This window comes from Porticoccaceae bacterium LTM1 (assembly GCA_030252795.1).
Lineage (GTDB): Bacteria > Pseudomonadota > Gammaproteobacteria > Pseudomonadales > Porticoccaceae > SCSIO-12696.
The window spans coordinates 2,536,029-2,549,612 of record CP127080.1 but is presented as its reverse complement, the minus strand read 5'-3'; the positions used below and the strand labels follow the sequence as shown (position 1 = coordinate 2,549,612).

Sequence of the window (13,584 nt, the reverse complement as noted above, 5' to 3'; positions counted from 1 at the left end):
AATAAGCGCCTTACTGTTTAGATCCCAAGGAAATAAAGCCATTAGATAAATTGGGTTTGTTTTATTCTGGAGTCCTGCTTGACGTGGAAGAAAGTCAATTTGCTGTCTATTTTCTTTTACACAAATGATCAATTTCCTTGTTTTATTTTTTGCGGTATTTCCTGTTTGTCTTGGGCTTATTCTCATACATGGAGCAGTTTTGATTTAAAGGAGAGGTCCTATGAAAAAACGCAATGGATTATTTGCTCTCATATCGCTGTTGGCGATTTTGTTTTACGCAGCTGCCGCAGACAGCAGAGGCAAGCCACAGTCAAATAACGTCAGTCGTTACCTTGTCCAATATTCGGCGGGTTCTTATCAAGAACTTCAAGCATTCATTCACCAGAAAGGCGGCCAGGTAATTTTTGATTACTCGACGCTGATTAGCGGGATGGCGGTGGATCTGTCAGCAACTGCAGTAAAAGAATTGCGGCGCAGTGGTTTAGCGACTTCTATTGAAGCAGATTCAGAACGGACCCAGCATGCCCTCCCGGGAAATTACCCGTTACTACCTTTTGAGGAATTTGTTCCCTGGGGGGTGGACCGGGTAGAGGCCGATCAACTTTGGAGTAGTGCAGCCAACAGTGGGCCCGCAGATAATGGAGTGGCAATGCCGGAAGTGTTGCCAGGCAGTGTCACGGGCAATGGGGTAGTGGTTGCGGTACTCGACAGCGGTATTGATTACGGCCACCCGGATCTGATGGACAATATTCTGGATCTTCGCGGTGATGGTGTTATGCGCGATTTTCTGGACGGAGATGAGGACCCTACCGATGCTACCGGAAATGGTCACGGCTCCAACGTAGCCAGTGTGATTGCCTCGGTGGACAATGATGTTGGCGTTATCGGGATTGCGCCCGAAGCCAAAATTTCACCTTACCGTGTCTGTGATGGTACTTGTCCACTATCAGCAATTATTGCCGCCCTGGTACAGGCTGTTCTCGATGATGTGGATGTGATCAATATGAGTTTTGGTGGTACTGCCGGGTTTAATATTGAAGCATCAGCCATTCAAGCTGCTAACCGGGCTGGAGTAATACTTGTTGCCTCAGCAGGTAATGAGGCAACACAACAGCCCAGCTTTCCAGCGGCCTATGACACGGTTCTGGCAGTTGGTGCGACTGAATTTGGTGACGCTCCCGCGGACTTCACTAATGTGGGTGGCTGGGTCGATATAACCGGCCCTGGTGTGCACATTCCGGTAGCAACCTGTAGAGGTTGTGGTCGTTTTGCCATGATGATGGAGCTATCGCCAATGGCTCGAATGTTATCTCCAGTCGCTATGGAGGGTACTGGTGTTGCAACTGTGGCCGGTACGGAAATAGTTGATCTGGGAAGGGGATGTGTCGCCAGTCAGGGCGATGTCTACAACAGTGACCCAACCGGCAAGGTGGCGCTTATACAACGTGGCGCATGCTCATTTGCAGAGAAGGTCATGTTTGCAGAGCAGGCTGGTGCAGTTGCCGTCGCGGTTTTTAACAATGTTCCGGGCAATTTCAACGGTACATTGGGAGACTTTACCGCAGCAGTACCAGCGGCTTCCCTGTCGTTGGAAGAGGGACAGCTGGTGCAGGCAGACATAGCATCCGGAGTTACACTGGTCGATATCAGTGTTGTTGCCAGTGACTACGACACTGTAGACGGAACTTCATTTTCGGGGCCACATGTTGCAGGTGTAGCTGCCTTGATTCTGCAGGTAGCACCGGATTCAAGTCCTATTCAAGTTCGTAAATTGCTTGAAAAGAATGCTGAACGGCTGGGCCCGAAAGTCATATTTGGTAATGGTATGGTTCGGGCGGATAAATCGGTTAGTGCTGCTCAATAGGTTGAAAAGGCCAATCCTTTTTGACCTCTACTAAGAGTGACGGCGATAGATAAACAGATTTCTATCGCCGTTTTTTATCGGCACAAACCGGAAGTGGGTTGTCTGGTCGTTGGAACGCTATTCACGTAATATGATCGACCATTTAAATTTTCTGTGATTAACCGTATGAAAGCTCAGATACTCTGGCGAAAAGTCCACCACTGGGGGGCGATAATTGTTGCATTGCCGCTGTTGGTAATGATTGCTGCCGGTATCCTGTTGATGCTGAAAAAAGATCTTGACTGGATTCAGCCCCCCACCCAGAAAGGCATTGAACGTGCGATGGTGCCAACCCAGAGCTTCGAGCAACTATTTGCAGTGGTGTCTGCCATTCCGGAGATGAACGTAACTCACTGGTCCGAGCTGGAACGTGTTGATGTTAAGCCGGGCAAGGGGGTGGTGAAATTTGTTGCTGCCAATAATTGGGAAGCCCAGGTAGACACCCATACGGGTGAGTTGCTGATGCTGGCTAAACGCCGCTCCGATGTCATTGAGGCGATACATGACGGCAGCTGGTTTGCTGGTTGGGCAAAGTTATGGCTGTTCTTGCCGGCGGGTGTAGTGTTATTGATATTGTGGATTACCGGTATTTACCTGTTTGTTTTGCCTCATTACAAAAAAGTGCAAAAGCGGAAGCGGCTGGAAGCGAAACAGCAGACATAAACCAGTGTCATCAGGCCCTTGGTCATGGTCGCACCTGGCCGTCTACACTATTCAATTACTGAGAATAGAAAGTTTGAAAATAGAATGCTTAAAAATAAACCAGGAGGGAGTTCCTTTGAATAAAAAAATATCTGCACTCGTAACCGGTGCATTGTTTATTTCCACCGCTGCAGTAATGCCTGCTCTGGCGGATGTTGAAGACAATTCATCGTCTTTTTCATCTATTAAATTGCGCAATATAGGCTCAGCACATACTGGCGGTCGTATAGCTGATTTTGCGGTTGTGCCAGGCAAGCCCCATACCTATTTTGTGGGTGTTGCTGCAGGTGGAGTCTGGAAGACCGAAAATGCTGGTACCACCTGGACGCCCATTTTTGACAATTACGGCTCGTACGCCATTGGTGTGGTGGAACTGGATCCCAACAACCCTGATGTGGTCTGGGTGGGAACCGGTGAAAACAACGCCCAACGCTCTGTAGCGGATGGTGATGGCGTCTACAAGTCGGTAGATGGGGGCAAGACTTTCAAGCACATGGGGCTGAAAAAGTCCGGCCATATCAGCCAGATCATTATTGATCCCCGCGACAGCAATACCATTTTTGTCGCCGCCCAAGGGCCGCTTTGGTCCGATGGTGGCGAGCGTGGCCTGTACAAGTCCACCGATGGTGGAAACAGCTGGGAAAGGGTACTGGAAATTGACAAATATACCGGTATCAATGAAGTAGTGATCAACGCAGACAACCCTGATGAGATGATTGCCTCTTCCTATCAGCGTCGTCGTCACGTCTGGACACTGATCAATGGTGGTCCCGGCTCTGCCGTTCACAAATCGACTGATGGCGGTAAAACCTGGCGCAAGCTGAATAACGGCCTGCCGGGCAGTGAACTGGGCCGAATTGGCCTGGCGGCTGCTCCCAGCGCCCCAGAAACTGTGTATGCAATTGTCGAAGCCAATGATGCGGATAAAGGTGTTTACCGCACCACCAACTTTGGTGAAAGCTGGGAGAAGCGTTCTGGCTTTATGACAACCAGCCCCCAGTATTACAACGAAATGGTGGTGGATCCCCACAATCCGGATCGTCTGTTTGCGTTGGATACCTTTTCAAAAGTATCCGTGGATGGTGGCAAGACCTTTGAAAACCTGAGTGCAAGCGCCCGCCACGTGGACGACCATGCCCTGTGGGTGAACCCGGATCACAGTAATCATATTCGCATCGGTGGTGACGGCGGTGTTTATGAAAGCTTTGATAACGGTCAGCACTGGAACCATCTGCGCAACCTGCCAATCACCCAGTTCTACCGAATTGCTACTGACAACGACAAGCCGTTCTACAACGTGTACGGCGGTACCCAGGATAACAACACGCTGGGCACGGCAGTGGCCAATACCTCGGTAGAAGGCATAGTAAATGCTGACTGGTGGGTGACGATTGGCGGCGATGGCTTTGAGCCTGCTATTGATCCAACTAACCCTGACATAGTTTATTCCCAGTACCAATATGGTGGATTGGCACGAGTAGACCGGCAGACTCGCGAAAAAGTGTATATCACACCACAGCCAGCGGAAGGCGAAGATGCCTATCGCTGGAACTGGAACTCGCCGCTGTTGATCAGCCCGCATAATCACCAGCGTCTGTACTACGGCTCAGAGATCCTGTTCCGTTCCGATGACAGGGGGGAGAGTTGGACTGCTATCTCCGGTGACCTGTCTCGCGATCTGGATCGCAACAAACTGGAAGTGATGGGGCGAGTGTGGAGCATTGATGCCATCGCCAAAAATGACTCCACTTCAAACTATGGCTCACTGATTGCGTTGGACGAGAGTACTTTGCAGGAAGGGATGATTGCGGTTGGCACCGATGATGGCCTGATTCAGGTGACTGAAGATGGCGGCCAAAACTGGACCCGCTACGACAAATTCAAAGGGGTACCGGAGATGAGTCTGGTGGAGGATTTACAGTTCTCCCGCCACGACAAGGACGTGCTTTATGCTGTGTTTGATAACCACAAGCGCGGCGATGCCAAGCCTTATGTTCTCAAGTCAACCAATCGCGGCAAAAGCTGGAAGTCCATTTCTGCCAATTTGCCCGAGCGCGGTACCGTGCACACCATCGTGGAAGACCATATTGACCCCAACCTGTTGTTTGTCGGTACTGAATACGGTTTGTTCTTTTCCCAGAATGGTGGTGCTAATTGGAGCCAACTGAAAGGCAACTTCCCGACCATTGCGGTTCGCGACCTGGAGATCCAGCGCCGTGAAAATGACCTGCTGGTGGGCACCTTCGGCCGCGGTATTTATGTACTCGACGACTATTCACCGTTGCGCACTAAAGAGTCTGCGTTGAAAACGTCGGAAGCCACGCTGTTTCCGGTCAAGGACACGCCGATTTATATCAAGAATCGTCGCTGGGGTGGTTACTCAAGCAACAAGGGCATGATGGGGGATAACTTCTTTGTTGCGGATAATCCAGCCTACGGTGTGACGTTCAGTTACTACCTTCGCGATGGTCTTGAGACCCTGAAGTCCAAACGTCAATCCGAGGAGAAAAAGCTTCAGAAGGATGGCAAAGACACCCCTTACCCCAGCTGGGAAGCGCTGTACAAAGAGGCAAGTGAAGAGGCTCCAACCGTCTGGTTACAGGTTAGCGACGCCAATGGCAATGAGATTCGTCGAGTGGATGCCAGTACGGCCAAAGGCTTCAACCGTGTGGCCTGGGATTTCCGGCTGGAGTCCCGCAATCCGGTCGAGTTAAAGAAAAGCGCTGGCAGCCCATGGGGCAGCTCACCTGAAGCACCTTTGGCGATTACTGGTCAATACCGTGTTCAGTTGATGAAACGTGAAGGTGGCAAGGTCTCAGCTCTTGCTGAACCACAGACCTTTAATCTCACCGAGATGGGGGTGGGTGAACTGGTAACCAATGACAGAAAAGCACTGCAGGCCTTCCAGAAGCAGACCGCAGAGTTAAACAGCGATATTGTTGGCGCCAGTCGCTATGTGGGCGAGATGAATAATCGTCTCGAGCATGTGCTGAAAACCATCGATATCACTGCCAAGGCGGGTGAAGAGTTAGCCCAGCAAGCTCGCGGTATTGAGGCGGATATGCGTGCAATCGGATTGCTGCTCAATGGCGATTCAATCAAGGCCGGTGCAAATGAGAAAGCGCCAATGAGCCTGAAAGCGCGAATCGGCTCAATTATGGGTGGCCACTGGGATTCTCAGGCAGCTCCGATTGACGTTTATCGCAAGGCTTATGGAATTGCCGACAAACAATACCAGCAGCTGGTAGAGATGGTTCGTGCAGCTGACAAGAAGCTGATGAACCTGGAGGCTGAGCTGGAAAATCTGGATGCGCCCTGGACGCCGGGTAGAAGCCTGTAGTTTGGGTGAGAGACCCTTCGCTGCGCAGTCATCCTGAGCGCAGCGAAGGATCTTGTTGTGTAGGGTGCGCCGTGCGCACCGTTTCAGAACATGCGGTGCGCACGGCGCACCCTACTTTTCCAATAATCGATATTAAGTCTTCGCCACCAATCCTTCCGACAACGCTTTTCGGTAAGCTGCCAATGCCGGAATCACGCCAAGCACCGCGGCCAACCCGATAATCCCCCCGGCGATACTCAATGTATCTTTGCCAATGGGATTGATAGACAAGAACAACCCGAATTCACTGGCCAACCATGGCTGACTGATTGCCAGTGCCGAGCTGAGAAGACCAAATCCTCCAGCCACACCCAATGCAGCCAGCAGAATGATCTCCATTTCTACCAGAATAAATAGATAGCTGGCGTGGGCGCCCATGGCGCGCAAAATGGCCATCTCCCGTTGTCGCTCTTTCATGGAAGCGAGCAGGGTGGTCATCATACCTACCAGCGTGGCCAGCAGTACCAGGAACGAGATCACCAGCAGAGTGTTTTCCACCATACCCAGCATCTGCCACAGCTCGGATAACGCCACGCCCGGTAGAATAGCCATCAGCGCCTCGCCCCCGTAGGTATTGATTTTGCGCTGCATATTGAAGGTTGCCATCTTCGAGTTAAGACCCACCAGGCAAGCAGTGATGTTTTTGGGTTGAAGGTCGTGTTCAAGCGCCTCTTCGGCACTGATCTCCTGTCCAGGAATTCGCGTTCCGGTTTGCCAGTCGACGTGAATCGCCTCGATTCCTGCCAGTGACACATGCACGGTCTGGTCGACCGGTGTGCCGGTTGGTCTGAGGATACCCACGATGGTGAACGGTTTGTCATCGTGTTTGGCAAAATCGGTTTCACCAATGCCGTGAGAGACAATGATCTCCTCGCCGACCTGATAGCCCAGTTTGCGAGCCACTTGTGAGCCGATTACAGCTTCGTAAACACCGTTAAAAGGTTTGCCCTGCAGGAACTCCAGTGTCTGTTTTTTACCGTAGCGGTAGTGTTCAAAGTAGCTGTCGTTGGTACCCAGTACGCGAAATCCGCGATGCGAGTCGCCCAGCGACAGCGGAATAGTCCACTCCACCAGAGAGTGGGTATCAATGGCCTGGTAACTGTCCCAGCTGATGTTGTTGGTTGCATTGCCGATGCGAAACACCGAGTAGAGCAGCAGGTTAGTGGAGCCGCTGCGCGCGCCGATAATCAGGTCGGTACCGGACAGGGTGCTGGTAAAGCTCTGCTTGGCTTCGCGGCGCAAGTGATCGATGCCCAACAGCAGGGCGATACTGATGGTCAATGAGATCACGGTAAGCAGGGCAGTTGAACGTCGGTTCCAGAGGCTCTGACGGGCAAGTTTAAGCAGCATCGGACTGGCCTCCATTTAACGAACGAATATCCACCGTGCGGGTAAATCGTTCCTGCAGCGCACGATCGTGGCTGACAAACACAACGGTGCTGTTGCACTGATCGGCAGCGTTGAACAGTAAATCCAGAAAGCCATCGCGGTTGTCACTGTCCAGTGCGGATGTGGGTTCATCGGCAATCAATAGTTCCGGCTGGCAGACCAGTGCCCGGGCAACCGCAACGCGTTGTTGTTGTCCAACGCTCAACGAGGTGGCCTTTCGGTGGTGCAACTCTTCCTTCAGGCCAAGAGATAATAGCAACTCAACCGCACGTGATTGCAACGCGTTGCGGTCTTTGATTCGTGCAAAATGACCAGTCAATAACACGTTGTCGAGGACGCTGAGATAGGGAATCAGGTTGAACTGCTGAAAGATAACCCCGATATGCAGAGCACGAAAACGATCCCGCTTGTGGGCGCTGAGTTTGGTGAACTCGGTACCAAGCACTTTCAGGGAGCCCTGTTGAGGGCAAATCACGCCAGCCAGAAGGTTCAGCAGGGTGGTTTTACCTGAACCAGATGGCCCGTACAGAAACAGGTGTTCGCCGCGGTTGATGGAGAACTCGGGAATGGTCAAAAGCGGTTGTGCAGAATGCCAACCAAATTGCAGATTTGTGATCTGAATAGCGGGTTGTGGTGATTCCGTCATCATTCCCTCTGTATGGATAGTTCTGTATAGATGATTTGGAATGCAATAATATAACACTTCTGTGGGCAATAACTTCCAGGCCAGAGTCGCCAATTTGGAGAGATAAGTGTGAAACAGGTCTTAATAGCTATATCCCTGCTGATGTTTGCAGGATTTGTACAGGCAGAGAAAAAGGAACCAAGAGTTCTGGACTGGATGGATCTTCTCACCAAGGAAGATCGCCAAAAAATGGCGGCGCTGCCTGAGATTGAACACCTTGGTGAAGAGATTGAATTAGCGCCGGGTGAAATGAGCCTCAATAGCCTCGATTTCATCAAATCTGACGATATGCTGGATTCTGGTAACTCATTGGATCAAGGCAATCCTCTGGACTCAGGCAGTTCGCTGAGCCTGGGTAACCCTCTGGATAGCCAGGGCAGTGCAATGGATGGATCTGATGTGGATACTCAGAAGGCTAAACAGATGTGGCGAGAGGTGCTGACATCCACCAAGACTGTTGCCGAGCTGAATAACACCGAGGTAAAAATATCCGGATTTATTGTGCCACTGGAGTTTAACGACGATATGGTGGTGACGGAGTTTTTTCTGGTGCCCTATTTTGGCGCCTGCATTCACGTACCACCTCCGCCACCGAACCAGCTGATCTATGTCACCATGGAGGTGGGTATTGTGCTGGATTCTATTTACGACCCGTTTTGGGTAACCGGCAAGCTGATGACCAAAGGCAAGATGAACGACATGGGGTTTGCCGCCTATACGCTGGAAGCAAGTTCAGTGGAGCTTTACAAGGAAGAGATGTAGTTCAGAAAGTTGTTCACTGGAGCTCGGTGCCGGGACTGGATCGGCCAGGGGCTGCAGTGACACGTCGTAGACCCATCCGTGGGGACTCGAGGCCAGCATCCTTGCTGGCCACGGTCACTGCAACCCCTGGCCGAGCCAGTCCTGCAAATATAGTGGTACAGCTACTATCTTGGTGATGAATTTATTACTGAATGTGGCAGCTCTTAAAGTTACTTAGAAATTGACTTTCGCAGACTCTGGGGTAGTAACTGCTGCTCCCTGCTTACCCTCAATTACCCATTCCACTTTGGTCTTTTCTACCGCGCGAAATTGCTTGAACATCTTGACGGTAATACCGTTGAGTTTGCTGGTGTCTTTACAGCTCAATTCATAATCCACATAAAAGTCGGCATGGTGGGCGCTTTTATCCAGGTCGTCATGATCATGGTTGTGGCCAGCATGATCGTCTTCCAGCAGGCTGGAATTCACTTTCACCGAGTTCAGCTGGCAGTTAGCGTCTTTAGGCAATTCGATCAAGGTGTCCAGCTGTCTCAAGCGGTGGGCGGCAATATTGACGGTGGCTCGCTCTCCCTCATCAGTGGGCTCGTGCTCAAAACCGGTAATGTTGTAAGCCGGTGAGTAGAGCTGAATATGCAGTTCGCCATCCTCCAACACCAGGGTGAGGGCGGCTTCGCCGTGGACATGAGCGTGGGCTTCGTGATGATGGCTGTCGTCCAGGGAGTGTGGCTCACCTGCAAAGGAGGCTGTAGTTAACAGACACCCGGCAGTCAGGGAGAGGAGTTTCATCGTGCTTTACCTTTAGCTGTTAGAAATCTAGTAATGTAATAACATAACACTTTTGAATTGTATGCATATGAAGGCTTCAGGGCAACGGCAGGGAGATTTTTTTACCGTGGTTATCTTGATTGTGTAAAATGGCCGGACAAATGCGACTTTGGGCTGTCAGGGGGATCAGTCAAAGTTACAACAATTATAAGAAGCTGCTACGCAGTAATCAGAGACTATAACCACAATTTCATTATGACGGTATTTAACCGCGTACTTCCCGATGCAAGGCTAACTGACATACGCCATCGCAGTGGCTCGTTTGTGTGTTTCTGTGTCTCCCTGTTTATGTGTGTCACGTTACTCTTTTGTTCACAAACACAGGCTGAACCTGGTTCCAGGGTTGTTACACCAGAAAATCGTTCCACGACTTTCATTATTGGAAAGGTCACTCACAACCCCAAGAAACACTACCCGCGCCTGATGGTGATGGCTCAATATCTGCTTCCTCATTTAAAAGAGTTGGGTTACGAACGGGTGGAAGTGCGTCTGGCAAAGAGTGTCGATGGCATGACTGCCATGCTCAAAAATAATCAGGTCGATCTGGTGACTGATACACCTTTTAGTGCGCTCAAGTTTGAAAAGGAAGCAGGAGCAGAGTTGCTGCTTTTGAAATGGAAAAAAGGTGTGAGGGAATATCACAGCCTGATTGTGGTGCATAAGGACAGTGACATTTATTCCCTGGAAGACCTGAAGGGTAAGGTGGTCGCTTTTGAAGATCGCGGTTCTACAAGTGCTTATCTGTTGCCCCGTTACGCTTTGCAAAAAGCGGGATTGAAATTGCAGGAACTTGAGTCACCGCGTGAAGTAGCAAGCCACCCTTTCACTGGATTTGTATTCAGCCAGGCCGAACAAAATACCGCTGCCTGGGTAGAAAGTAACTGGGTTGATGCTGGTTGTATCAGCAATCTTGATTTTGAGAAACCGGATCATATCCTGCCTCATCAAAAAGAAAGCTTTCGAGTCATTTACCAATCCGACCCGGTTCCCAGAGCTTTTGAAATCGTACGTCCCGGGCTCCCGGAAAAGGTCAAATCACGGCTTTCCCGAATTCTGTTGAATATGCCCAATGACCCTGCGGCTGTTGAGGCACTGAAAGCTTATCAACGTACCACTAAATTTGAAGAAATTACCGAACTTGACCGCAAGGCTTTGAAGGAATTGCAATCTTTGGGTGTATCGATGACCGGGAGTGGATTGTGATTCGATTCAACATGCAGCGGCGCTATACCACGATTATCCTGGTATTTGTAATCAGTACGGCACTTGTTCTCAGTACTACATTGCTGGTGCACTTTAAACGCTCATCTGATGCCTTGGCGCGACAGCAGGAGAAGGTTTTTTCCCAAGAACTGCTTGAGTATATGTGTGTACAGGGTAGTAACCTTTCCGAGCAATTGGCCCACAACCTGATCAACCCTCTCTACTACTTTGAGATGGACACAATTGAGAGTTTGCTGAAAGTTGCTTTGGCGCACCCGGATGTGTCGAGTGTTATTTTATTCGATAACAATGGCAAAGTTATCTACGGCGGTGAGGGAGACAACAGGGGGGTGGGTTTACCTGCACCACTTACTGAAAATGAACTGGCTTCAGTCCTTCAGGGAGAATCGCTCTTCCTGGGGGATGATAAAACAATGATGTTTCTCTCGCCGGTGGCTATCGATGAGTCGGTGATTGGCGGTGTGTTATTGAGTATGAGCTCAGCAACTGTAATGAAAGAAATTGAAGCCTTGAAACAAGCCAGTATCAAGCAGGAGACCCGTACACAAAGCCAGTTGTTGTCCAATGCTTTTTTGATCACGTCATTGTTTGTACTTATAGGTGCTTTATTTGCTAATTTCGTTGCCAGACGGCTTAATCAACCTATTCAGGAGTTGGTGCAATTCGCCCATAAAATTGGTGAAGGTGAATTCAACTTGTCCACCAATATTCATCGACGCGATGAAATTGGCGAGCTTGCCAAAGCGTTAAACAATATGGCGAATAGGCTCAATCAGCGCACTGAAGAAATTCACTTTCTGGCTTATCACGACAGCCTTACCGAGCTGCCCAATCGACGTTATTTTCGGGAGATCCTGGACGAAACCGTCATGCAGGGGCGGCGTCGCCAGGATGTTTTCGCAGTGCTGTTTATCGACCTGGATAATTTCAAATTGGTCAATGACTCCCAGGGGCATAATGTTGGGGACGATGTGATTCGTAACGTTGCCATGCGGATCAGCAGCAGTATTCGCGATGAAGATCATGTGATTAACGAAAGTGAAAGGCAGGACGAGCAGCTGATGTCGCGAGTAGGCGGTGACGAGTTTGTGGTTCTGTTGAAAAACCTGACCAGCCCTATAGATGCAGCCGTTGTAGCCGAGCGAATTCTCGAAACTGTCGCCCAGCCTCTGATGGTTAATGATCGAGAGATAATCATTGGGACAAGTATCGGGATTGCTACTTTTCCTGAAAATGGCACTGACAGTGAAACCCTGATGCGCAATGCAGATATGGCTATGTACAGTGCAAAAGCGGCAGGTAAAAACGACTACCACTATTTTTCCAAAGAGATGGATCGCGAGGCGCATTACAAGCACCAGATGTTTACTGATCTAAATCATGTGTTGGAAAAAGCAGAATTGGAATTGTGGTACCAGCCGCAATTCAACCTGGTCAGTAATGAGCTGGTGGGTGCGGAGGCGTTACTGCGTTGGAATCATCCGACGAGAGGTTATATCAGCCCGTCTGAATTTATTCCTATCGCTGAAGAGAGGGATTTGATTCACGACATAGGCGCATGGGTATTGCAGCAGGCTTCACAGCAACTGTCGTTGTGGAATAAACAAGATCCGGGTTTTTACCTGAGTGTCAACGTTTCGGTAGCCCAGCTTCTGCGTGAAACTCTGATGCAGGACCTGCAGGTCGTCTTGCCTGTGTTGGGTGAAAGCGTAAGTAACCTGCGTCTGGAAATTACTGAAACCTATCTTCTGAAAGATGAGCGAACTGCCTGCCAGACCCTGGAGAAGATTAAATCCATGGGTATACAAATTTGGCTGGATGATTTCGGGACCGGTTATTCCGCACTCAGTCACCTCAAGAGCTATCCGGTGGACGGTGTAAAAATTGACCGTACTTTTGTGTCAGATCTGGAGCACGCTCAGGAAAACCGCACACTTACCCAGGCGATTATTGCCCTTGCAAATGCCTTTGGCCTGGGGGTGGTTGCAGAAGGTGTTGAGTCTGAGATGCAGAAGCAGATTTTGCGCGGTTATGGATGTCGCCTGGGCCAGGGTTATCTTCTGGGGCGCCCTATGAAGGCCAGTGAGTTCGCGAAGCTACTGGAAGGTGGTTTTAAAAAGTAAATTACAGCGGCTTCAGCGCTTAATGCTCTCGCATCAGGCGCTGTTTCTGGCGGTCCCAGTCACGGTTCTTTTCGGTTTCCCGTTTGTCGTGATCAGCCTTACCTTTGGCCAGGGCAATTTCACACTTCACCAAATGCTGCTTCCAGTACAGAGCAGTCGCCACACAGGTGTAGCCCTTTTGCTGAACAGCCTGGGTCAACTTGTCCAGCTCTTTGCGGTTAAGCAGCAGCTTGCGGGTGCGATCCGGCTCGGTGACAAAATGAGTGGAGGCGGTTTTTAACGGCGTGACGTTAGCCCCGATCAACCAGGCTTCGCCGTTTTGCAACAGCACATAGGTATCGGTTAACTGCACCTTTCCGGCACGCATGCTTTTTACCTCCCAGCCCTGCAGGGAGATGCCGGCTTCAAACTTGTCCGTCAGATGGTACTCGTGGCGGGCCCGGCGATTAAGAGCGATGGTGCTAGAGGTTTGTTTGGGTTTGTTGGATTTCTTTGCCATGGCGGTGGATTATACGGATAGAGAGGCTCGAACACTATTGTCTGGGAGCTATTTCTCAGCAAGAGAAGGATAGCTGGCTCAAAATAGTGTTGG

The 13,584-nt window shown here is 50.3% G+C and carries 10 protein-coding genes; 6 read left to right on the top strand and 4 right to left on the bottom strand.

Going from position 1 to position 13,584, the window contains the following annotated elements; all coding sequences use genetic code 11:
• Nucleotides 1-220: 220 nt before the first annotated feature.
• From QP938_11095 to QP938_11085, 3 genes are all read left to right on the top strand, one after another.
• Nucleotides 221-1,864, top strand: coding sequence for a S8 family serine peptidase (locus QP938_11095; GenBank protein WIO73834.1), 1,644 nt, complete (start codon nt 221-223; stop codon nt 1,862-1,864).
• Between the two features lie 165 nt (nt 1,865-2,029).
• The gene (locus QP938_11090; GenBank protein ID WIO73833.1) at nt 2,030-2,566 is read left to right on the top strand and encodes a PepSY domain-containing protein; all 537 of its coding nucleotides are present in this window, start codon (nt 2,030-2,032) and stop codon (nt 2,564-2,566) included.
• A 115-nt stretch (nt 2,567-2,681) separates the two neighbouring features.
• Nucleotides 2,682-5,945, top strand: coding sequence for a glycosyl hydrolase (locus QP938_11085; GenBank protein WIO73832.1), 3,264 nt, complete (start codon nt 2,682-2,684; stop codon nt 5,943-5,945).
• Between the two features lie 132 nt (nt 5,946-6,077).
• On the opposite strand, the gene QP938_11080 is transcribed toward QP938_11085, so the two are convergent.
• Together QP938_11080 and QP938_11075 are read right to left on the bottom strand one after the other, a co-directional pair.
• Nucleotides 6,078-7,334, bottom strand: coding sequence for an ABC transporter permease (locus QP938_11080; GenBank protein WIO73831.1), 1,257 nt, complete (start codon nt 7,332-7,334; stop codon nt 6,078-6,080).
• Nucleotides 7,324-8,019, bottom strand: a complete 696-nt coding sequence (locus QP938_11075) for an ABC transporter ATP-binding protein (GenBank protein WIO73830.1) — start codon at nt 8,017-8,019, stop codon at nt 7,324-7,326. The genes QP938_11080 and QP938_11075 overlap by 11 nt, the downstream gene beginning before the upstream one ends.
• Nucleotides 8,020-8,127: 108 nt before the next feature.
• Here QP938_11075 and QP938_11070 point away from each other — a divergent pair, with 108 nt between their 5' ends.
• A complete protein-coding gene (locus QP938_11070) occupies nt 8,128-8,820 on the top strand; it encodes a DUF3299 domain-containing protein (protein ID WIO73829.1) in 693 nt (230 codons plus the stop codon).
• 213 nt (nt 8,821-9,033) lie between these two features.
• Here QP938_11070 and QP938_11065 read toward each other — a convergent pair whose 3' ends face one another.
• A complete protein-coding gene (locus QP938_11065) occupies nt 9,034-9,606 on the bottom strand; it encodes a DUF2796 domain-containing protein (GenBank protein ID WIO73828.1) in 573 nt (190 codons plus the stop codon).
• A 234-nt stretch (nt 9,607-9,840) separates the two neighbouring features.
• On the opposite strand from QP938_11065, the gene QP938_11060 reads away from it, so the two are divergent.
• Both QP938_11060 and QP938_11055 read left to right on the top strand, forming a co-directional pair.
• Nucleotides 9,841-10,848 (top strand): phosphate/phosphite/phosphonate ABC transporter substrate-binding protein, encoded by a 1,008-nt coding sequence (locus tag QP938_11060; protein ID WIO73827.1) that lies wholly within the window; start codon nt 9,841-9,843, stop codon nt 10,846-10,848.
• Complete coding sequence (locus QP938_11055; protein ID WIO73826.1) at nt 10,845-12,992, top strand: EAL domain-containing protein; 2,148 nt, start codon at nt 10,845-10,847, stop codon at nt 12,990-12,992. The genes QP938_11060 and QP938_11055 overlap by 4 nt, the downstream gene beginning before the upstream one ends.
• 19 nt (nt 12,993-13,011) lie before the next feature.
• Here QP938_11055 and smpB read toward each other — a convergent pair whose 3' ends face one another.
• A complete protein-coding gene (gene smpB / locus QP938_11050; protein ID WIO73825.1) occupies nt 13,012-13,491 on the bottom strand; it encodes an SsrA-binding protein SmpB in 480 nt (159 codons plus the stop codon).
• Nucleotides 13,492-13,584: the final 93 nt, after the last annotated feature.